This is a genomic window from Mycobacterium sp. (assembly GCF_050701515.1).
GTDB lineage: Bacteria > Actinomycetota > Actinomycetes > Mycobacteriales > Mycobacteriaceae > Mycobacterium.
Genome location: NZ_JBOGDB010000019.1, coordinates 1 through 19193, shown reverse-complemented (window position 1 = coordinate 19193; position 19193 = coordinate 1). Strand labels below are relative to the sequence as shown.

The 19193-nt window shown below is 67.5% G+C and carries 21 protein-coding genes; 5 read left to right on the top strand and 16 right to left on the bottom strand.

Annotated elements, in window-relative coordinates; all coding sequences use genetic code 11:
• Together lepB and rplS are read right to left on the bottom strand one after the other, a co-directional pair.
• On the bottom strand, positions 1-649 hold a 649-nt coding region (gene lepB / locus ACRDU5_RS01710; RefSeq protein WP_526612487.1), incomplete at its 3' end, for a signal peptidase I.
• Between the two features lie 47 nt (positions 650-696).
• Positions 697-1038 carry a 50S ribosomal protein L19 gene (gene rplS / locus ACRDU5_RS01705; protein WP_526612486.1) on the bottom strand — a complete coding sequence of 114 codons (342 nt, stop codon included), beginning with the start codon at positions 1036-1038 and terminating at the stop codon, positions 697-699.
• Between the two features lie 263 nt (positions 1039-1301).
• Here rplS and ACRDU5_RS01700 point away from each other — a divergent pair, with 263 nt between their 5' ends.
• Positions 1302-2249 (top strand): serine hydrolase, encoded by a 948-nt coding sequence (locus tag ACRDU5_RS01700; RefSeq protein WP_526612485.1) that lies wholly within the window; start codon positions 1302-1304, stop codon positions 2247-2249.
• A 48-nt stretch (positions 2250-2297) separates the two neighbouring features.
• Entirely contained in the window at positions 2298-2780 is a 483-nt protein-coding gene (locus tag ACRDU5_RS01695) for a hypothetical protein (RefSeq protein WP_526612484.1), read from the top strand.
• 6 nt (positions 2781-2786) lie between these two features.
• Here ACRDU5_RS01695 and trmD read toward each other — a convergent pair whose 3' ends face one another.
• From trmD to ACRDU5_RS01670, 5 genes are all read right to left on the bottom strand, one after another.
• Positions 2787-3473, bottom strand: a complete 687-nt coding sequence (trmD, locus tag ACRDU5_RS01690; RefSeq protein ID WP_526612483.1) for a tRNA (guanosine(37)-N1)-methyltransferase TrmD — start codon at positions 3471-3473, stop codon at positions 2787-2789.
• 3 nt (positions 3474-3476) lie between these two features.
• Positions 3477-3998, bottom strand: coding sequence for a ribosome maturation factor RimM (rimM, locus tag ACRDU5_RS01685; RefSeq protein WP_526612482.1), 522 nt, complete (start codon positions 3996-3998; stop codon positions 3477-3479).
• Positions 3999-4004: 6 nt separating this feature from the next.
• A complete protein-coding gene (locus ACRDU5_RS01680) occupies positions 4005-4247 on the bottom strand; it encodes an RNA-binding protein (RefSeq protein WP_353321005.1) in 243 nt (80 codons plus the stop codon).
• Positions 4244-4798: a 30S ribosomal protein S16 gene (rpsP, locus tag ACRDU5_RS01675; protein ID WP_526612481.1), complete on the bottom strand. Its 555-nt coding sequence runs from the start codon at positions 4796-4798 to the stop codon at positions 4244-4246. The genes ACRDU5_RS01680 and rpsP overlap by 4 nt, the downstream gene beginning before the upstream one ends.
• A gap of 172 nt (positions 4799-4970) precedes the next feature.
• The gene (locus tag ACRDU5_RS01670) at positions 4971-5387 is read right to left on the bottom strand and encodes a nuclear transport factor 2 family protein (protein ID WP_526612480.1); all 417 of its coding nucleotides are present in this window, start codon (positions 5385-5387) and stop codon (positions 4971-4973) included.
• 45 nt (positions 5388-5432) lie between these two features.
• On the opposite strand from ACRDU5_RS01670, the gene ACRDU5_RS01665 reads away from it, so the two are divergent.
• Both ACRDU5_RS01665 and ACRDU5_RS01660 read left to right on the top strand, forming a co-directional pair.
• Positions 5433-6320 (top strand): D-alanyl-D-alanine carboxypeptidase family protein, encoded by an 888-nt coding sequence (locus ACRDU5_RS01665; protein ID WP_526612479.1) that lies wholly within the window; start codon positions 5433-5435, stop codon positions 6318-6320.
• A gap of 91 nt (positions 6321-6411) precedes the next feature.
• Positions 6412-7233, top strand: a complete 822-nt coding sequence (locus ACRDU5_RS01660; RefSeq protein ID WP_526612478.1) for a D-alanyl-D-alanine carboxypeptidase family protein — start codon at positions 6412-6414, stop codon at positions 7231-7233.
• Here the strand turns inward: ACRDU5_RS01660 and ACRDU5_RS01655 are convergent.
• The 8 genes from ACRDU5_RS01655 to ACRDU5_RS01620 all read right to left on the bottom strand — a co-directional run bounded on the left by ACRDU5_RS01655 (position 7230) and on the right by ACRDU5_RS01620 (position 16949).
• Positions 7230-8312, bottom strand: a complete 1083-nt coding sequence (locus ACRDU5_RS01655) for a metal-dependent hydrolase family protein (RefSeq protein WP_526612477.1) — start codon at positions 8310-8312, stop codon at positions 7230-7232. The genes ACRDU5_RS01660 and ACRDU5_RS01655 overlap by 4 nt on opposite strands.
• 4 nt (positions 8313-8316) lie before the next feature.
• A complete protein-coding gene (gene ffh, locus ACRDU5_RS01650) occupies positions 8317-9879 on the bottom strand; it encodes a signal recognition particle protein (RefSeq protein ID WP_526612476.1) in 1563 nt (520 codons plus the stop codon).
• Between the two features lie 10 nt (positions 9880-9889).
• The gene (locus tag ACRDU5_RS01645) at positions 9890-12334 is read right to left on the bottom strand and encodes a [protein-PII] uridylyltransferase (protein ID WP_526612475.1); all 2445 of its coding nucleotides are present in this window, start codon (positions 12332-12334) and stop codon (positions 9890-9892) included.
• A gap of 79 nt (positions 12335-12413) precedes the next feature.
• Positions 12414-12752: a P-II family nitrogen regulator gene (locus ACRDU5_RS01640; RefSeq protein WP_066983268.1), complete on the bottom strand. Its 339-nt coding sequence runs from the start codon at positions 12750-12752 to the stop codon at positions 12414-12416.
• Between the two features lie 5 nt (positions 12753-12757).
• Entirely contained in the window at positions 12758-14137 is a 1380-nt protein-coding gene (locus ACRDU5_RS01635; protein WP_526612474.1) for an ammonium transporter, read from the bottom strand.
• Between the two features lie 175 nt (positions 14138-14312).
• Positions 14313-15602, bottom strand: coding sequence for a signal recognition particle-docking protein FtsY (ftsY, locus tag ACRDU5_RS01630; protein WP_526612488.1), 1290 nt, complete (start codon positions 15600-15602; stop codon positions 14313-14315).
• Positions 15603-15678: 76 nt separating this feature from the next.
• The gene (locus tag ACRDU5_RS01625; RefSeq protein WP_526612473.1) at positions 15679-16737 is read right to left on the bottom strand and encodes a transposase; all 1059 of its coding nucleotides are present in this window, start codon (positions 16735-16737) and stop codon (positions 15679-15681) included.
• Positions 16734-16949, bottom strand: coding sequence for a hypothetical protein (locus tag ACRDU5_RS01620; RefSeq protein ID WP_526612472.1), 216 nt, complete (start codon positions 16947-16949; stop codon positions 16734-16736). The genes ACRDU5_RS01625 and ACRDU5_RS01620 overlap by 4 nt, the downstream gene beginning before the upstream one ends.
• A 144-nt stretch (positions 16950-17093) precedes the next feature.
• Between ACRDU5_RS01620 and fni the strand changes: the two genes are divergently transcribed.
• Positions 17094-18098, top strand: a complete 1005-nt coding sequence (gene fni / locus ACRDU5_RS01615) for a type 2 isopentenyl-diphosphate Delta-isomerase (RefSeq protein WP_526612471.1) — start codon at positions 17094-17096, stop codon at positions 18096-18098.
• Here fni and ACRDU5_RS01610 read toward each other — a convergent pair.
• On the bottom strand, positions 18088-19193 hold a 1106-nt coding region (locus ACRDU5_RS01610), incomplete at its 5' end, for an AAA family ATPase (protein ID WP_526612470.1). The two genes, fni and ACRDU5_RS01610, sit on opposite strands and share 11 nt — an antisense overlap.

The window sequence follows — 19193 nt, the reverse complement described above, 5'->3', positions numbered from 1 at the left end:
CCATCACCCACAGCCTGTCCTCGGGCACCTTCACCGGCCCGAACTCGTTGCCAAGGCACGGATAAACCTTGGGATCGGCCATCATCGTCGTGGTGTCGAGGTAGGGCTCGTTCAGCGGCTTGCCGTCGACCGACAGCCCGGTCGCCGCACGACACTGGACGGTCTGCCCTCCGACCGCGATCACCCGTTTGACCAGGTCGTTTTCATCGGGTGGGATGAATCCGACGAACGAAAGGGTGTTCTGCACCCAGCGGACCGCGGTGTTGTCCGAGCGGATCGATCTGTAGCCGATGTTCCAGTTCGGCGGGCCCTTGAAGACGATCACGTCGCCCGGTTCGGGCGATGAGAACCGGTAAGTCAGTTTGTCGACCATGATGCGATCACCGACACACCCGTGGCAACCGTGCAGCGTCGGTTCCATCGACTCCGACGGGATGAGATACGGCCGGGCGACGAACGTCAGCATCACGTAGTACAGGCCGACCGCGATCACCAGCAGAATGGCGGCTTCCCGCAGCACCCCGCCCTTGCGCTTGGACTTGTCCTCGGCCTCGTCGGCCTCGTCCGCTTGGGTTTCGGCAGCCTCAGAGTCGGCGGGGTCGGGTGTGGGTTCGGATGATGAGTCGGCGGAGTCCGTGGTTCCGGTCACGGGATCAGCGTATCCATGGCGGTGCTTGCCGCCGCGCCGTGCGCGATTCAGCGCTTTTCCTTGATCTTCGCCTTCTTGCCACGCAACTCGCGCAGGTAGTACAGCTTGGCGCGGCGGACGTCACCGCGGGTGACGACGTCGATGTGGTCGATGTTCGGGGAGTGCACGGGGAAGGTTCGCTCGACCCCGACGCCGTAGCTCTCCTTGCGGACGGTGAAGGTCTCCCGGACGCCGCCGCCCTGGCGGCGAAGCACGACACCCTTGAAGACCTGGATGCGTTCCTTCGAGCCCTCGATGACCTTCACGTGCACGTTCACGGTGTCGCCGGCGCTGAAGTCCGGAATATCGTCGCGCAGCGACGACTGGTCGACGAAGTCCAGCGTGTTCATCGGTGACACTTCCTTGCTGTTCGCGGCCGCGGCGGGCTATCGCGGTGATTGATTCGGGCGTATCTGGTGCATCTCGCGACAGGCGGAGGTACGTCCCACGTCCTGCCCAGACAACTGCTCAATTGTGCCAGATGAGGGCGCATGCGGTGAAATCGCCGGCCGCAGCTAAGCCCGCGGGATGGCCGCCCAGCGGTTAGGCTGAAAGTACGGGTGAGCGGCCGGTGGCAAGCCCGATCCCGATTGACAAGCGGTTAAGGAGAGCTATGCGACGGCGGCCGTCGAGGCTAGCGACGGCTACCGCAATGACCATGATTGCGGTGCCTGTCGTCGCTGGTTGTGAGGCCCCGGTCTACGGCACCCCGCCGGTGCACCCCGATACACCGCCGCTGACCGTTGTCGCGCCGCAGGGCAGCATGGCCCCACTGCCGGAAGCCCCGCCCGACCAACCCGCCGCCGCATTCGACGGCCTGGAGGCGCGCACCCGGCAGGCCACCGCCGACGCCGCTGAGGCCGGCGCCGACATCACGACGGTCGTCCTAGACCGCAACACCGGCCAGATCGTGTCCAACGGCAACAACGCGGCCATGCCCCTCGCCTCGGTGGCCAAGCTGTTCATCGCCGACGATCTGCTGCTGCAGGAAGCCAACGGAAAGGCTTCGGTCTCCCCCGCCGACCGCAAGTCGCTCGACGTCATGTTGCGGTCCTCCGACGACGGCGCGGCCGAAGTGTTCTGGGACCGCGGTGGCGGCAGCGCGATCATTTCACGCGTCACCGCACGGTATGGGTTGAAGGCGACCACGACGCCCTACAACGGGCGCTGGTTCAACACCCTGAGCACGGCGGGTGACCTCGTCCGCTACTACGACATGCTGCTCGACGGCAGCGGCGGGCTGCCGCGGGAGCAGGCCAACATCATCCTGTCCAACCTGTCGCAGTCCACACCGACTGCGCCCGACGGCATGGTGCCCGGCGGTGTGTACCCACAGCGGTTCGGCATCCCCGAGGGGCTCTACGCCGAGCCGGTGGCGGTTAAGCAGGGCTGGTTTTGCTGCTGGAACGGCGGCAACTGGGTGCACATGTCGACCGGCGTGATCGGATCGGACCGTCGGTTTGTCATGGCGATCGGTTCGATGCACACCACCGACGACGTCACCGCGCGCAACACCATCACTCAGGCCGTCAAGACGATGTTCCCGGGCGGGCGGATCTAGTAGAAAAGGGCGGGCATTCCGGTGGCAGAGACGTACTCGCGTCGAGTAATGCTCGGGGGCATTGGACTCGGTGCCGCCGCATTGGCAACCGCTCCGGCTGCGCAGGCGCAGCTCGACGTGGGCTACGAGGCGATGCTGATGAAGTGCATCGATCCGCGATTCACCACCAACACCTGGAACTACATGACCGGCCGCGGCTGGCAGAACAACTACAGCGAGTTCGCCATCGCCGGCGGTCCGGTCGGCGTGGTGGCCCCGGCCTTCGCCGACTGGCGCGAAACGTTCTGGGAGAACCTCGCCATCTCGGTGGACTTGCACTGGTTGACACGCATCATCGCCATGACGCATCGCGATTGCGGCGCCGCCGCGGTCGCCTATGGCGATCGCGTCCTCACGGACAGAGCCTACGAAACCGAGATGCTGTCCGGGGCTTTGCGGACGTTCCGGACCGAAGTTCAGCGGCGCGAGCCGGAGTTGCTGGTCGAGCTGGGCATCATGGATCTCAACGGCCACGTCGAACCCGTTCACTGACACCGGTTACTCGAGCAGGTCGGGCCGCCGTTCGCGGGTGCGCTGCAGCGCCTGCTCGCGCCGCCACGCCGCGATCTTGGCGTGGTCTCCGGAAAGCAGCACCTCCGGCACATCCAGCCCACGCCAGTGGGGCGGCCGGGTATAGCCGGGCCCTTCGAGCAGGCCCCGATTCTGCGCGGAATGCGAATCGTCTTGGTGCGACACCGGATTGCCCAGGACATCGGGCAGCAGGCGAACGATCGCCTCGATCATCACCAGTGCCGCCGACTCGCCGCCCGGCAGCACGTAGTCGCCGATCGACACGTCTTCGACGCGCATTCGACGCGCCGCGTCGTCCATGACCCGCTGGTCGATGCCCTCGTAGCGCCCGCACGCGAACACCAGGTGCGATTCGGCGCTCCAGCGCTGTGCGGTGGCCTGGGTGAAGGACCGTCCCGCGGGCGTGGGAACGATGAGAAGCGTTTCGGTGGAACATATTTCGTCTAACGCCTCACCCCATACTGGTGCCGTCATCACCATCCCGGGACCGCCGCCGTACGGCGAGTCGTCGACCGATCGGTGCACATCGTGTGTCCACCGCCGCAGATCGTGCACCTGTAGGTCGACGATGCCTGAGTCAATCGCCTTGCCGGGCAACGACTGCCGCAGCGGATCCAAATAGCCGGGAAAGATCGTCACCACATCGATTCGCATGACTCAGCCCAGCTCCAGCAGACCCTCGGGCGGGTCGATCTCAATGGTTTGATGTTCCAGCGACACCGAGATGACGATGGCGCTGACAAAAGGTATCAGCACTTCGCCGCCGTTGCCCTCGGTATGCACCGCGAGCAATTCGCCCGCGCCGGTGTGCAACACCTCTGCGACGGTTCCGATCCGGCTGCCCCCGGTTGTCAGCACCCGCAGTCCCTCGAGCTGATGGTCGTAGAACTCGTCGGGATCGTCGATCGGGGGCAGAGCTTCGGAGTCGACCACGAACAAAGTGCCGCGCAGCAACTCCGCGGCGTCGCGGTCGGCGACCCCGGCCAACCGCACCAGCAGCCGTCCGCCGTGCTCGCGCGCCGAGTCGACTACGTAGTCGCGTTCGGGCTGGTCGCGGCGTCTGGCGCGCAGGGTGGTACCCGGCGAGAAGCGGATGTCGGGGTCGTCGGTGCGGATCTCGACGACCACCTCGCCGGTGATGCCGTGCGCCTTGACGACCCGCCCGACTACCAGGTCCATGAAGCGTTACTGGTCGGTGTCCACCACGTCGACACGGATACCCCGGCCGCCGATGCCGGCGACCAGTGTGCGCAGCGCGGTCGCGGTGCGTCCGCCGCGGCCGATGACCTTGCCGAGGTCGTCGGGGTGCACGTGCACCTCGACGGTGCGACCGCGGCGCGAAGTCACCATGTCGACCCGGACGTCTTCGGGATTGTCCACGATGCCGCGGACCAGGTGCTCTACCGCATCGACGACGACGGAGCTCACGATTCCTCGGCCTGCTGGGCGGGTGCGGTGGCGTCGGCCCCTTCGGCCGCCGGTTCGGACTCGTCCTTCCCGGGGGCGGGCTCGGCGGTCGCCTCGGTCTCGACGGCCTTCTCGTCAGCCTCGGCGGCCTTCGCCGCCGCCTTCCCGGCCTTCTTGGCTGCCGGCGCCTTCTTCTTCTTGGCCGTGGTGGCCTCGGTGCCGGGTCCGCCCTCGGCCTCGGCCAGCGCCGCGTTGAACAGGTCCAGCTTGCTGGGCCTTGGCTCCTTGACCTTCAGCGTGCCTTCCGCGCCCGGCAGCCCCTTGAACTTCTGCCAGTCGCCGGTGATCTTCAGCAGCTTGAGGACCGGTTCGGTGGGCTGGGCGCCGACCGACAGCCAGTACTGGGCCCGCTCGGAGTCGATCTCGATGAGGCTCGGGTCCTCTTTCGGGTGGTAGCGGCCGATGATCTCGATCGAACGACCGTCGCGGCGGGTGCGCGCGTCGGCGACCGCGATGCGGTACTGGGGATTGCGGATCTTGCCAAGCCGGGTGAGCTTGATCTTGACAGCCATGGGTAAGCGACTTCTCCTGTGCGTGTCACGCTGCAATTCAGCGATCCGGGCCGATTGCCGGGATCCGGTTTTGCCTCGCGTGGGTCTGACCGCAGAACGACCGTGGTCGGGTCCGCGGACAGCCGACCATTGTGCCAGAACGGCCGCGACCGGCCAAAATCCGGGCTGCTCGTCAGCGACCGAAGCACTTGATCTCGACCCGCCGCGACATTCGCCAGCCGTCCGCGGTGCGGACGAACTCGTCGTCGTACCACAGGCCGATCTGCATGGTGCTGGGCTTGTCCCCCTTCAGCACCATCGGGTTGAAGCAGAAGGTGCGGGCGGTGGCGCTGTCGCCGTCGAGCCGGATGACCGGCAGCCCCAGCATGTGGGCGTAGGAGCTGAAGTATTTGGGAAGGACCTCGGCCAGCCACGGTTTGATCTGCGGGTAGCGGCCGTCGATGCCACCGGTCGCCCGATAGTCGATGTAGGCGTCCGGCGTGAAGATCGCGTCCAGTTCGTCGAACTGGCGCCGGTCGATGGCTTCGGAATAGCCGATGAGCAGCTGCTGCAGTTCGAGACGGTCGGAGATCTCTTCCAAGCTCAACATGCGTCGATTGAACACGATCACCGCGCGGGGCTAGGCTCAGCGCCCATGCGAAGGCTTCTGGTGTGTCTGGCGGCTGCGCTCAGCCTGTTCGCCGGAGGAACCGCGACAGCGACGGCCGTCCCGGTAGCCGGCTCGGGGATCAACCAGCCTGCGGGCTCGGTGCCGATTCCGGACGGGCCCGCACAGGCCTGGATCGTCGCCGACCTCGACAGCGGGGAGGTGCTCGCCGCCCGCGACGAGTACGGCCAGTACGCACCGGCCAGCACGATCAAGGTGCTGCTGGCACTGACCGTCCTCGACGAGCTGCCCCTGGACACCACGATCGTGGCCAACGAAGCGGACACCAAGGTGGAGTGCAACTGCGCCGGTGTCGCGCCGGGCCGGCTCTATACCGCCGGCCAGCTGCTGGAGGCGCTGCTGCTGGTGTCCGGCAACGACGCGGCCAACACGCTGGCCACCATGCTCGGCGGACAAGAAGCCGCGGTGATGAAGATGAACGGCAAGGCGGCGCTGCTGGGCGCATACGGCAGCAACGTCGGCTCCCCGTCCGGCCTGGACGGCCCTGGCATCGACATGTGGTCGTCGCCGCACGATTTAGCCTCGATCTTCCGGGCCGCAATGGCCAACCCGGTTTTCGCCCAGATCTCCGCGCAACCGACCACGGTGTTCCCCACCAAGACCGGCGACAAGGTGTTGGTCAACCAGAACGAGCTCCTGAAGCGCTACCCCGGAACCATCGGGGGCAAAACGGGTTTCACCAATATCGCCCGCAAGACTTTCGTCGGCGCCGCCCAGCGCGACGGCCGTCGGCTGGTCATCGCGCTGATGTTCGGCATGGACAAAGAAGGTGGTCCGTCCTTCTGGGATCAAGCCGCCAGCCTGTTTGATTGGGGCTTCGCACAAAATCCCAACGCCAGCGTCGGCTCGCTCTAGACGAACCATCACTAAGAGTTGTTGATCTGCAACGGATCCGAGACCTAAGCGCGGCTAAATCCGGCGATTGCACAGGATACGCTCAGCAGCCGTGCGAAAACTGTTGGCTGCGTTTACAACCGCGCTCGCGTTGGCGGCGGTCGTGGCCGCCCCGGCCGCCCCCGCCGAACCCGGCAATGCGCCGTCCGGCGCGGTTGCGCTGCCGGACGGTCCGGCGCAGGCGTGGCTGCTGGCTGACCTCGATACCGGAAGCATCCTGGCTTCCCGCGATCCGTACGCGCAGCACGCGCCCGCCAGCACGATCAAGCCGTTGCTCGCGATGGTGGTGCTGGACAACCTGTCCCCGGACAACTTCGCACGCGCCAACCAGTCCCACACCGAGGTCGAGTGCTCCTGCGTGGGATTGAAGCCGGGCCAGCCGTACACCACCCGCCAGCTGCTGGAGGCCCTGCTGATGGTGTCGGGCAACGACGCCGCGAACATGCTGGCCGACATGCTCGGCGGTCAGCGCGTCGCGGTCGCGGCGATGAACCGCAAAGCGGCCAGCGTGGGCGCCCGCGGCACCAGGGCCTCGTCGCCGTCGGGGCTCGACGGGCCGGGATGGGAATCGATCACGACGCCGAACGACCTCGCGGTGATCCTCCGCGCGGCCCTGACCTACCCGCTGATCGCGCAGATCATGCGGCAGCAGTCTGCTCAGTTCCCCGGCAAGACCATCTCCAATCAGAACGAGCTGCTGACGCGGTATCCGGGCACGCTCGCAGGCAAGACCGGGTTCACCAACCTCGCCCGCAACACGTTCGTCGGCGCCGCACAGCGGGGCAACCGGCGGCTGGTGGTGGCGCAGATGTACGGCACCGGCGACCTGTACGGCCAGGCGATCGGCCTGTTCGACTGGGGCTTCAGCCGCTAGAACGTGCGGCCTCGCAGCATCACCACGTCCGGGCGACTGAGTACGGCCGCGCCCGCTCGCGGGTCGTCGGTATAACACAGCAGATCGGCGGACGCGCCATGGGCTAGACCGGGCCGACCCAACCATGCGCGGGCGTCCCAGCACGCAGCGCCCAACGCCTGCGTCGGGCTCATACCGATGCGATTGAGTGCATCGATCTCGTCGGCAATGCGGCCGTGCGCGACCATGCTGCCGGCGTCGGTGCCCGCGTACACCGGTATCCCGGCTTCGAGTGCCGCGGCCAGCCGTGGATAGCTGCGTTCGTACAGATCGCGCAGGTGGCGAGCGTATGTCGGGTATTTGTCCGCGGCGCCGTCGGCGATGCCGGGAAAGTTCTCGACGTTGATCAGGGTGGGCACCACCGCGGTGCCGTGCTCGACCATCAGCTCGATGGTGTCGTCGGTCAGCCCGGTGCCGTGTTCGATGCAGTCGATGCCGGCGTTGATCAGGCCGGGCAGGGCCTCCTCGCTGAATACGTGCGCGGTGACGCGCGCGCCGTTGGTGTGGGCGGCGTCTATCGCGGCCTTGAGCACATCGTCAGACCACAGCGGCGCCAGGTCGCCGACGTCGCGGTCGATCCAGTCGCCGACCAACTTGACCCAGCCGTCCCCCCAGCGCGCTTGTTCGGCCACGGTATCGGGCAGCTGCGACTCGTCTTCCAGTTCGATCGCGAACCCGCGCGCATACCGCTTCGGCCGGGCCAGATGGCGGCCGGCGCGAATGATCCGTGGCAGGTCGTTGTGGTCGTCGAGGCTGCGCGTGTCAACCGGCGAGCCGGCGTCGCGCAGCAGCAGCGCGCCGGCGTCGCGTTCGGTTTCGGCCTGCCCGATCGCCTCGTTCAGCTCGACGGCGCCGTGTGCGCCGAGACCGACGTGACAGTGCGCGTCAACGAGGCCGGGCACGATCCAGCCGCCAGCCCCATCAGCACCGAATACGGTTTCCGCGCCGGCGACCGGCTCGGCGGACAGCAGCCCGTCGACGATCCACCACTCGACCGGTTCGTCGTCGGGCAGCCCGCGGCCGCGAACGTGAAGGCGCAACGGATTACTTCTGGCCCGGGAAGTTCAGCTTCGACAGATCGATGTCGGCCAGTCCGGGCGGCGGCTCGTCGAGGCCCTTGGGCATCTGCGACAGGTCGGGGAAACCCGCGGCCATAGGGGCAGCCAACGGATTGCGCGCCTTCGGCGGCGTCGGCCCGCGCGCGCCCTTCTTCCCCTTCTTGCCCTTGCCTTTGGCCTTCTTGCCGGCCTTCCGCCCGCCCTTGCGACCGAATGGCATGCCCATCTGTCCGGCCATCTGCGACATCATCTTGCGGGCCTCGAAGAACCGATCGACGAGCTGATTGACCTCCGACACCGCCACACCGGAGCCGTTGGCGATCCGGAGTCGGCGCGACGCGTTGATGATTTTCGGGTCGGCCCGCTCGGCCGGCGTCATGCCGCGGATGATGGCCTGCACGCGGTCGAGCTGGCTGTCATCGACTTCGGCCAGCGCGTCCTTCATCTGACCCGCGCCGGGCAGCATGCCGAGCAGGTTGCCGATCGGACCCATCTTGCGGATCGCCAGCATCTGTTCCAGGAAGTCCTCGAGCGTCAGCTCCCCCGCGCCGATCTTGGCCGCGGCGGCCTCGGCCTGCTCGGCATCGAAGACCTGCTCGGCCTGCTCGATCAGGGTCAGCACGTCGCCCATGCCGAGGATCCGGCTGGCCATCCGGTCGGGGTGGAAGACGTCGAAATCCTCGAGCTTCTCGCCTGCGGAGGCGAACAGGATCGGCACCCCGATGACCTCGCGGACCGACAGCGCCGCGCCGCCGCGGGCGTCGCCGTCGAGCTTGGTCAGCACCACGCCGGTGAAACCGACGCCCTCGCGGAAGGCTTCGGCGGTGGTCACGGCATCCTGGCCGATCATCGCGTCGACGACGAACAGCACCTCGTCGGGATCGAGCGTCTGTCGGATCGCGGCGGCCTGCGCCATCAGCTCGTCGTCGATGCCGAGCCGCCCCGCGGTGTCGACGATGACCACATCGAAGTGCTTGGTCTTCGCCTCGGCGAGGCCGCCGGCGGCGACCGCGACCGGATCACCGGGACCGACGTCCGCGGCGCCCTCGGCCGACGTTCCCGGGTGCGGCGCGAAGACCTGCACACCGGCCCGTTCGCCGACGACCTGCAACTGGTTCACCGCGCCGGGGCGCTGCAGGTCGGCGGCCACCAGAAGTGGGGTATGGCCTTGTCCGCGAAGCCATTTGGCGAGCTTGCCGGCCAGCGTGGTCTTACCGGAGCCCTGCAGACCGGCGAGCATCACCACGGTCGGCGGGACCTTGGCGAACGCCAGTTGGCGGGTCTCGCCGCCCAGGATGCCGATCAGTTCCTCGTTGACGATCTTGACGACTTGTTGGGCCGGGTTGAGCGCGGCGGACACCTCGGCGCCCCGCGCGCGCTCCTTGATGCGGGCGACGAACTCGCGCACCACGGGCAGCGAGACGTCGGCCTCCAGCAGCGCCAGGCGGATCTCGCGGGTGGTCGCGTCGATATCGGCGTCGGTCAACCGCCCCTTGCCGCGCAGGCCCGCCAGCGCACCGGTCAGCCGGTCGGACAGGGATTCAAACACGCCGCCCAGCCTAGCGGTCGTCGGCGACCGGCTTCGCCGGCGGCGGTGCCGGTAGCACCGCGTACAGGTCGCGTTCCAGCTCGTCGCGAACCACGGCGGCGTCGCCCGAGGCGGTGATGCCGAACACGTCGACGACCGAGGAACCCAGCGTGGTGACCTTCGCCCACGCGATGTCCACCCCGTCCCGCTCGAACACCGCCGTCAACCGCGCCAGCAGGCCGGCCCGGTCGGTGGTACGGACCTGCACGATCAGTTCGCCGGGCTGCGCACCGTCGGACCACAGGATCCGCGGCGGCGCCGAGGCGTGGTTGATGGGCACGGCAGCCGGCACCTCCCCGGCCCGCCTGCTGCCGTGCTGTGCGGCTTCGTGGTCGCGGCGATCCAACGACGCCAACACGTCGAGTTCACCGCCCAGCGCGAGGATGAACTGCTGGCGCAACAACTCGGCGGCCGGCGGCGAACCGAAATGGGGGGACACAACGAAGGTGTTGATAGCCGAGCCTTGGTGGCCGTTGACCGATGCCGAGTGCACGCGTAGTGAGTTCAGCGCCAGCACACCGGCCGCCTTGGACAGCAGACCGCGCCGGTCCGGAGCGATCATCGTCACGTCGTAGATGTGCGGGCCGTCGCCGGGGGTCAGCTCGACATGCACGCCTACCGTGGATGCCAGCGAAAGATACCGCGGGTCAATGGGATCGGGCTGCGGCAGCGGCTCGCCCGCCATCACAAGGCGGCAGCGCCGGACCAGGTCGCCGATCAGCGACGCCTTCCAGTCGCCCCACACGCCGGGACCGGTCGCCAGCGAGTCGGCTTCGGCCAGCACGTGTAACAGTTCCAGCAGTACCGCATCGTCCTCCAGCGCTTCGACCACCAACGCGATCGTCTTCGCGTCCTGTAGGTCACGTCGCGTCGCGGTGTGCGCCAGCAGCAGGTGATGGCGGACGATCTTGGAGAGCACCTCGATGTCCGACGGCCACAGGCCCAGCCGGGTGCCGATCTGGATGGCAAGTTCGGCGCCGATGACGCTGTGGTCGCCGCCGCGGCCCTTGCCGATGTCATGGCAGAGCGCGCCGAGCAGAAGCAGGTCGGGTCGGGACACCCGGGTGGTGAATGCGCTTGCGCGTGAAACGGTTTCGACGAGGTGGCGGTCGACGGTCCAGATGTGCACGACGTCGCGCGGCGGTAGGTCGCGCACCGCGCCCCATTCCGGGAAGAGTCGGCCCCACAGACCGGTGCGGTCCAGCGCTTCGATGGTGGCCACCGCATTCGGGCCGGCGGCCAGCATCACCAACAGGTCGTTGAGCGCCTGACGCGGCCACGGCGTCCGCAACTCGGGTGCCGTTTCGGTCAGCCGGGCCAGCGTGGACGCCGCCATCGGCAGGCCGGTGGTCGCCGACGCCGCCGCCACCCGCAGGATCAGGCCGGGATCGCGTTCCGGCCGGGCGTCGCGGGCCAGGATCACCTCACCCGCGAACTCGATGACGCCTTCGTCGAGCGGACGCCGCACCGGCCGCCGAAAAGCGGCGAACCCGCGACGCGGCAGCGCATTGGCCGCGGTGCGGACACCGGCGTCGACGTAGAAGCTGATCGTACGAGCGGCGTCAGAAAGCATGCGCGCCAAGTCGAATCGGTCACCGATGCGCAGCGCCGCGCCGATCTCATCGGCATGCTGGGCGAGCACCAGCTCACGGCCGCGGCCGGACACCCGGTGCAGTTCGGTACGAACATTGAGCAGTGCCAGGTGCGCCTCGCCCAGCGTTTCGGTCGGCGATGCCAACGACCGGCTGGGATAGACATCGGCCAGCTGCGCGATCGCCAAGGCGTTGAGCAGCTGGACATCGCGCAGGCCGCCACGGCCGCATTTGAGGTCGGGCTCGGCGCGATGAGCGATCTGCCCGCTGCGCTCCCACCGTTGCTGGGTATGTTCGACGAGTTCGTTGAAGCGCGAAGCGATTCCGGTGCGCCAGTGCCGCCGCGCGCCACCGACCAGCAGCGCCGACAGGTCGGAATCGCCGGCAATGTGACGCACTTCCAGCATCGCCAGGCCGGCCGAAATGTCCTCGCCGGCCACCTTGAGCGCCTCGGGCACGGTGCGCACACTGTGGTCAAGGCGAATGTTGGCGTCCCACAACGGGTACCACAACTTCTCCGCGACCTGGCTGACAACGCCGTGCGACAGGTTGTCATGCAGCAACATCAGGTCGAGGTCGGAGTAGGGCAGCAGTTCTCGGCGGCCGAGCCCGCCGGTCGCGACGATGGCGAAGCCGCTGGTGTCGGTGATCCCGATCTCGGCGGCCTTGGTGGTGAGCCAGAACTCGTGCAGGTCGAGCAGCGCGTCCCGCAGGGCCGCCGAATCCAGCTGACGCGAACCGGACAGCAGCTGTTCGGACGCTGCGGTGAGGTCGGTCGCGGGTCGGGACGAGCTCGCCGCCGAAGCTGGCTTCTGCTTTGTCATTTCAAGTCCTCCCCCGGCCCTTACCGACTAACGCTCACGGTGCACGGCCGGGAGACGACGTCTCAGTTCACGACACGGCTCAAAGGGCGTCGGACCCCCGCTCGCCGGTGCGGACCCGGACCACGGTGTCGACCGGGCTGACCCACACCTTGCCGTCGCCGATCTTGCCGGTCCGCGCGGCCTGCACGATAACGTCCACCACCTTGTCGACGGCGGAGTCATCGACGAGCACCTCGATGCGCACCTTCGGCACGAAGTCGACGGAGTACTCGGCGCCGCGATACACCTCGGTGTGGCCCTTCTGGCGGCCGTAGCCCTGGACTTCGCTGACGGTCATTCCGAGAATTCCCGTCTGCTCCAGGCCGGTCTTGACGTCTTCGAGCGTGAACGGCTTGACGATTGCAGTAATCAGCTTCATTTTCCTCATTCCTCCGCGCCGTGACGACCGAGAACCGAGCTGCTACCGACGGTCGCGAAGTCGTACCCGCTTTCGGCGTGTTCGGCCTCGTCGGCGCCAGTCGCTTCATCTTCCTCGGTAAGGCGCAGCCCCACGGTGAATTTGACGATCAGAGCCAAGATAGCTGTAGCAATCGCGCAGTAGACCAAAACCGCGCCGGCGCCTATTGCCTGCCGCCACAGTTGGTCGAAGCCACCGCCGTAGAACAATCCGGCGACACCGGCACCCGTCTCCGGCGCGGCCACCAAACCGATCAGCAGGGTGCCGACGATGCCGCCGACCAGGTGCACTCCTACCACGTCGAGCGAATCGTCGTACCCGACTTTGTATTTCAGGCCCACAGCAAGCGCGCACAAGCAACCGGCGGCCGCGCCGATCACGAGCGCACCGACCACGTTGACCGACGAGCAGGACGGCGTGATCGCGACAAGGCCGGCCACGATGCCCGACGCGGCGCCCAGTGAGGTGCCCTTGCCGTCGCGGACGCGCTCGGTGAGCAGCCAGGCCAGCATCGCGGCCGCGGTGGCGATCGTCGTGGTGACGAACGTCGAGCCGGCCAGGCCGTTCGAAGCGCCGGCGGAACCGGCGTTGAACCCGTACCAGCCGAACCACAGCAGACCGGCCCCGAGCATGACGAACGGTAGGTTGTGCGGCCGCATCGGCGTATGCGGCCAGCCCTTGCGCTTGCCGAGGATGAGCACCAGCACCAGCGCCGCCGTGCCGGCATTGATGTGAACCGCTGTGCCACCTGCGAAGTCGATTGCGGCGAGCTTGTTGGCGATCCAGCCACCGGTCTCGGCGGTGCCTCCGTCGAACGAGAACACCCAGTGGGCGACGGGGAAGTACACGAACGTGGCCCACAATCCGGCGAAAAGCAGCCAGCCGCCGAACTTGATGCGGTCGGCCACCGCGCCGGAGATCAGCGCGACGGTGAGGATCGCGAACATCAACTGGAACGCGACGAACACCGTCGCCGGCAGCGTGAACACCAACGGGATATCCACGGCGGCGGCCGCTTCGGTCCCGGTGCTCGGGTCGGCGATCACTTCGGCAGCCGCGTTACCGCCGATGAGGCCCTTGAGGCCCCAGAACTGCGTCGGGTCACCGAACAGATTGCCGACGTCGTTGCCGAATGCCAGCGAGTAGCCGTAGAGCACCCACAGCACTGTCACCACGCCCATGGCGCTGATGCTCATCATGATCATGTTGAGCACGCTCTTGGCGCGAACCATGCCACCGTAGAAAAAGGCCAGGCCCGGCGTCATCAGCAGCACGAATGCCGAGCTTGCCAGCATCCACGCTGTGTCACCGGTATCCGGTTGACCCAATATCGGGAATTGGTCCACTCGCAGTTTCCTCCTTCGACACGGCAGGGCCGCAAGGGTTTTACGACCATCGACCTGGTCCAAGACAATGCTGAGTGGTTGTTTCGTCCACGACGCCTAGGTGTTTCGCTCGTGTGAACGGATACGCCGCTAAGGTTTCGCCGGTGTTACATCACCGGTTTCTGACGCCCATTCGTTACCCGAGCAGTGCGTCGACGAACGCCGCGGGCTCGAACGCAGCAAGATCGTCGGGACCTTCGCCGAGACCGACGAGCTTGACGGGCACTCCCAATTCCTGCTGAACGCGGAAAACGATTCCACCCTTTGCCGTGCCGTCCAGTTTGGTGAGCACCAGGCCGGTGATATCGACAACGTCGGCGAAAACGCGCGCCTGCGCCAGGCCGTTCTGTCCGATCGTCGCGTCGAGCACGAGCAGCACCTCGTCGACCTCCGCGCGGCGGCTCACCACGCGCTTGACCTTGCCGAGTTCGTCCATCAGTCCGGTCTTGGTGTGCAGCCGCCCGGCGGTGTCAATGAGGACGACGTCCGCACCGGCATCGATGCCCTTGTCGACAGCGTCGAACGCCACCGATGCGGGGTCGGCGCCCTCGGCTCCGCGCACCACATGCGCACCAACGCGGGCCGCCCAGGTCTGCAGCTGGTCGGCGGCGGCGGCCCGGAAGGTGTCGGCGGCACCGAGTACCACCCGGCGGCCGTCGGCGACCAGCACGCGGGCCAGCTTTCCGACCGTGGTGGTCTTGCCGGTGCCGTTCACCCCGACCACCAACAGCACCGACGGATGGTCGCCGTGCGGCAGCGCGTTGATCGAGCGATCCAGGTCCGGATGCAACTCGGAGATCAGCACCTCGCGCAGCACGTCGCGGGCATCGGTTTCGGTGCGCACCGGGCTGCTGGCCAGCCGTTCCCGCAGCGCCGTCACGATCGAGTCGGTGACGACTGGGCCCAGGTCGGCGACCAGTAGGGTGTCCTCGACCGCCTCCCAGGACTCCTCGTCGAGGTCGCCACCGCCGAGCAGGCCGAGCATGCTGCGGCCCAAGGCGTTCTGCGACTTGGCCAGCCGCCCGCGCAGGCGTTCCAGCCGGCCCTCCGGAGGCGCAATGGCGCCGACATCAAGCTCAGCCGGTGCTTCCTCTTGAAAATCGGGCAGCTGCACGTCGGCGATCGGGCGTTTGGGCGCGTCGCGGGGGACGCTGGCGTCATCGCCGACGGCCGGCAGGCCGCTGGTGTCGATGCGCTCGGGCGCCGGTGGCGGGGCCGCCGTGGGTGCTGACGATTGTGTGAACGTGATGCCCGAAGATGCGGTGTACCCGCCGGAACGGTCGATCGGTGTGGCAGTGTCTGCCGAGGTGGAAGAGTCCAGTCTGATCCGGCGCCGCCGGTAGGAGACCAGACCGAACACCACGACAGCTGCAACGACCAGAACGGCGATGACCGCGATTGCGATCCACAGACCTTCGGACACCATGCCATTGTCGCAATGTGGGCAATGTGGGTAGACGGTGACGGTGACTTCTCTGACGGTTGAAGCCGTCAGCTTCTTCTCACGCGGCGTGCGCGTGGTGGGCCAGTCCAGCCCGCAGGATGTTGCGTGCAGCATGCTCGTCGGCATGGGCGGTATGCCCACAGCGCCGACAGGTGAACACCGCTTGGGTGAGGCGGTTCTCCTTTGCTGCATAACCACACCGTTCGCAGCCATCGGAGGTGTGCCGGGGATCCACTGCAATCCAGATGCGTCCAGCGTCTTCCGCTTTGGCGCGCAGAATCGAGAGGAACTGCCCCCAGCCAGCATCACTGATGCTCAAGTTCAGCCCGGTCTTGGCCGCCGCCCCATTCGGCCGAAACCCACCAGCCACATCGGGGTCGGGGACAGGTTTGGCGCGGCGGCACATGTTGGCGATCGCCAAGTCCTCCACCGCGATCACGTCGTAGCAGTCCACGAGCCTGCGGGCGGTCTTGTGGTGAAAGTCGCGGCGACAGTTGGCGATCTTGCGATGCCGCGCAGCGAGCGTCTCCCGCCGCCGGCCCCGGTTCTTGGAACCCCGCTGGGCTCGGGCCAGCCGCCGCTGCGCACCGGCCAGCGTGTCGGCCGCCGTTCGTGCCCAGCGCGGATTGTCGACGCGGGCGCCATCGGAGGTGGTGACGAAGCTGGCGATCCCGACATCAACACCGGCCCGACGACCGGTAGCCGGCAGCAGATTCTCGGGCACCTCGTCACAGGACAAGATCAGCATCCGGCGACGGCCTTCACGATGGATCTGGATCGTCTTCACCCGCCCCGCCACCCGCCGGTGCATCGTCACTTTGACCTGACCGATGCCCTGCAGATACACCCGCGCCCGCTCGAAGGCCCTGTTGAGGCGACGCAGGGTGGCCTGCTGGCTGGAGAACGACCACACCGCCGCATCCGGGCGTACCGACCGGATGTCACTCAACTGTGCGGATTGATCGCCGTAACGGATCCGGGTCTTACTGTGCGCCCACGCATCACGGCGTTCCTGCAACGCCGCGTTATACAACTCCCGATGCGACGCCACGCTCGCCGCCAACGCGACGTGTTGACGCTCGGTCGGCCGCATCCGAAACTTGTATGCCCGCCTCACGCCGACACCGCATCCCACCGGTGTCCGATGTACCGCCACACCGGGGCTTCCGACGCATACCCCACCGAGGCGGGGATCTGCTCGGGCAACTCGGCGCACCGCGCAGCGACGCGGCCACCCAGGATCAGCCACCGGTACTTCGAGCACCACACCACATGCAGACCCAGCGAAGTCACTCCGCCCGGTATGCGACCAAACCGGCCCGCAGCCATAACGGCACCCTACGAAACGACACCGACAACACACGCGGTCACACGCTGGACACCAGCCCCCATTCCGCCGACAGCCCACGCCGGCGCTTTCCACGAGGCGCGCTGATGGACCCCGTCGGCTTGGGCAATGGCTCTCAAAATGGCATGGAATCCCGCAAGGCCAAACACATCGACGTGTGTCTGACCGAGGCCGTCGAGTACCAGAGCGTCAGCACCGGTCTCGAGCGCTTCCGGCTGCCCTACAACGCGCTCACCCAGACCAGCTTGGGCGCCGTCGACCTGGGCACCCGATTTCTCGGCGTCCGGCTGGCGGCGCCCGTGCTGATCGGGGCGATGACGGGCGGTGCCGACCTCTCCGGCGTCATCAACCGCAATCTGGCCGCAGCCGCCCAAAAGCTCGGCATCGGCATGATGCTCGGCTCCCAACGCATCATGCTCGACGACGATGCGGCGTCGGCCAGCTTCACCGTCCGCGATGTGGCGCCCGACGCGCTGCTGATCGGCAACATCGGCCTTGCCCAGCTTTCCGACGCGCTGGTGCCCGACCTCGTCCGGGCGCTCGACCGAGTCGGCGCGAATGCGCTTGCGGTGCATACCAATCCGCTGCAGGAGGCCATGCAGCACGAGGGCGACACGGACTTCTCCGGTTCAATCACCCGGTTGCGCGACGTCGCCGCGTCGATCGGATATCCGGTGCTGCTCAAGGAGGTCGGCCACGGAATCGGGGCGGCGGCGGCCGCCGAACTGGTCGACTGCCCACTCGCGGCGGTCGACGTCGCCGGGGCGGGCGGAACGTCGTGGGCCCGCGTCGAGCAGCTCGTCCGCTACGGCGAGATCCGCTACCCGGCGCTGGCCGAGTGGGGCATTCCGACCGCCGAGGCGCTGCTCGAGGTGCGGCGCACATTGCCCGACGTGACGCTGGTCGCTTCCGGCGGCATCCGCACCGGCATGGACGCCGCCAAAGCGCTGGCGATGGGCGCCGACGTGGTGGCAGTGGCCCGGCCGCTGCTGGCGGCGGCGGTGGAATCGCCCGCGGCGGTGCTGGACTGGCTGGGCCGATTCATCGACGAGCTGCGGATCTGCCTGCACGGTTGCGGCGCCGCCGATCTGGCGGCCCTGCGGCGTCGCGGGGTGACGCCTATTCCATAGCGCCGGCGGTCACCAGCTCCTGGCCGCGCATCCGCTGCGAGATCACCGCGGTGATGCCGTCGTCGCGCATCGTCATGCCGTACAGCGCGTCGGCGACCTCCATTGTCGGTTTCTGGTGGGTGATGACGATCAGCTGCGACCGCTCCCGCAACTGTCCGAACAGCACCAGCAAGCGGTGCAGATTGACGTCGTCGAGGGCGGCTTCCACCTCGTCCATCACATAGAACGGGGATGGCCGGGCCCGGAAGATCGCGACCAGCATCGCCACCGCGGTCAGTGCCTTCTCGCCACCGGACAGCAGCGAGAGCCGCTTGATCTTCTTGCCCGGCGGACGCGCCTCCACCTCGATGCCGGTGGTCAGCATGTTGTCGGGATCGGTGAGCAGCAGCCTGCCCTCGCCGCCGGGGAACAGCGCCGCGAACACATCGCGGAACTCGCGCTCGACGTCCTCGTAGGCCTCGGTGAACACCTGCAGGATGCGGGTGTCGACGTCGGCGATGACGTCGAGCAGATCCTTGCGGGCTGCCTTGACGTCCTCGAGCTGCGTGGACAGGAAGGTGTAGCGCTCTTCCAGCGCGGCGAACTCCTCCAGTGCCAATGGGTTCACCCTGCCCAGCTCGTTGAGTTCACGCTCGGCGCGCTTGGCCCGGCGCTCCTGGGTGGGCCGGTCGAACGGCATCGGTGCGGGCATGGTGACCTGCTCTCCGCGCTCGCGGGCCTGCTCGTACTCGGCCATCTCCAGCTCCGACGGCGCCAGCGAATTGTCCGGCCCATACTCGGCGATCAGGTCGGCGGTGGCCATCCCGAACTGGTCGAGGATGTGCTGTTCGAGCTGCTCGATGCGCAGGGCCGCTTGGGCTTTGGCGACTTCGTCGCGGTGCAGGGCTTCGGTGACCGCGGCGATCTTGGTGGTGAACTCGGTGACCTGCTCGCGCGCCTTGGCCAATGCGTCGATCCGGTGCTGACGTTCAGCCACCAGCGCGTCGCGGGCGCGGGATGCGATGCCCACCGTCGCGCTGAGCCGCTGCGCCAACAGGCGTCCGACTTCGGCCACCGCGGCCGCCACCGCGGCGGCGTTCTCGCGGTCCTCCCGGG

Bases quoted from the DNA above. Each gene is read 5' to 3' on its own strand.
- rpsP (WP_526612481.1), bottom strand. From the start codon at position 4,798: ATGGCTGTCAAGATCAAGCTCACCCGGCTTGGCAAGATCCGCAATCCC.
- rplS (WP_526612486.1), bottom strand. From the start codon at position 1,038: ATGAACACGCTGGACTTCGTCGACCAGTCGTCGCTGCGCGACGATATT.
- rimM (WP_526612482.1), bottom strand. From the start codon at position 3,998: ATGGACCTGGTAGTCGGGCGGGTCGTCAAGGCGCACGGCATCACCGGC.
- ACRDU5_RS01665 (WP_526612479.1), top strand. From the start codon at position 5,433: ATGCGAAGGCTTCTGGTGTGTCTGGCGGCTGCGCTCAGCCTGTTCGCC.
- ACRDU5_RS01670 (WP_526612480.1), bottom strand. From the start codon at position 5,387: ATGTTGAGCTTGGAAGAGATCTCCGACCGTCTCGAACTGCAGCAGCTG.
- ftsY (WP_526612488.1), bottom strand. From the start codon at position 15,602: ATGGTGTCCGAAGGTCTGTGGATCGCAATCGCGGTCATCGCCGTTCTG.
- ACRDU5_RS01620 (WP_526612472.1), bottom strand. From the start codon at position 16,949: ATGGCTGCGGGCCGGTTTGGTCGCATACCGGGCGGAGTGACTTCGCTG.
- ACRDU5_RS01700 (WP_526612485.1), top strand. From the start codon at position 1,302: ATGCGACGGCGGCCGTCGAGGCTAGCGACGGCTACCGCAATGACCATG.
- ACRDU5_RS01645 (WP_526612475.1), bottom strand. From the start codon at position 12,334: ATGACAAAGCAGAAGCCAGCTTCGGCGGCGAGCTCGTCCCGACCCGCG.
- fni (WP_526612471.1), top strand. From the start codon at position 17,094: ATGGAATCCCGCAAGGCCAAACACATCGACGTGTGTCTGACCGAGGCC.
- ACRDU5_RS01640 (WP_066983268.1), bottom strand. From the start codon at position 12,752: ATGAAGCTGATTACTGCAATCGTCAAGCCGTTCACGCTCGAAGACGTC.
- trmD (WP_526612483.1), bottom strand. From the start codon at position 3,473: ATGCGAATCGATGTGGTGACGATCTTTCCCGGCTATTTGGATCCGCTG.
- ACRDU5_RS01695 (WP_526612484.1), top strand. From the start codon at position 2,298: ATGCTCGGGGGCATTGGACTCGGTGCCGCCGCATTGGCAACCGCTCCG.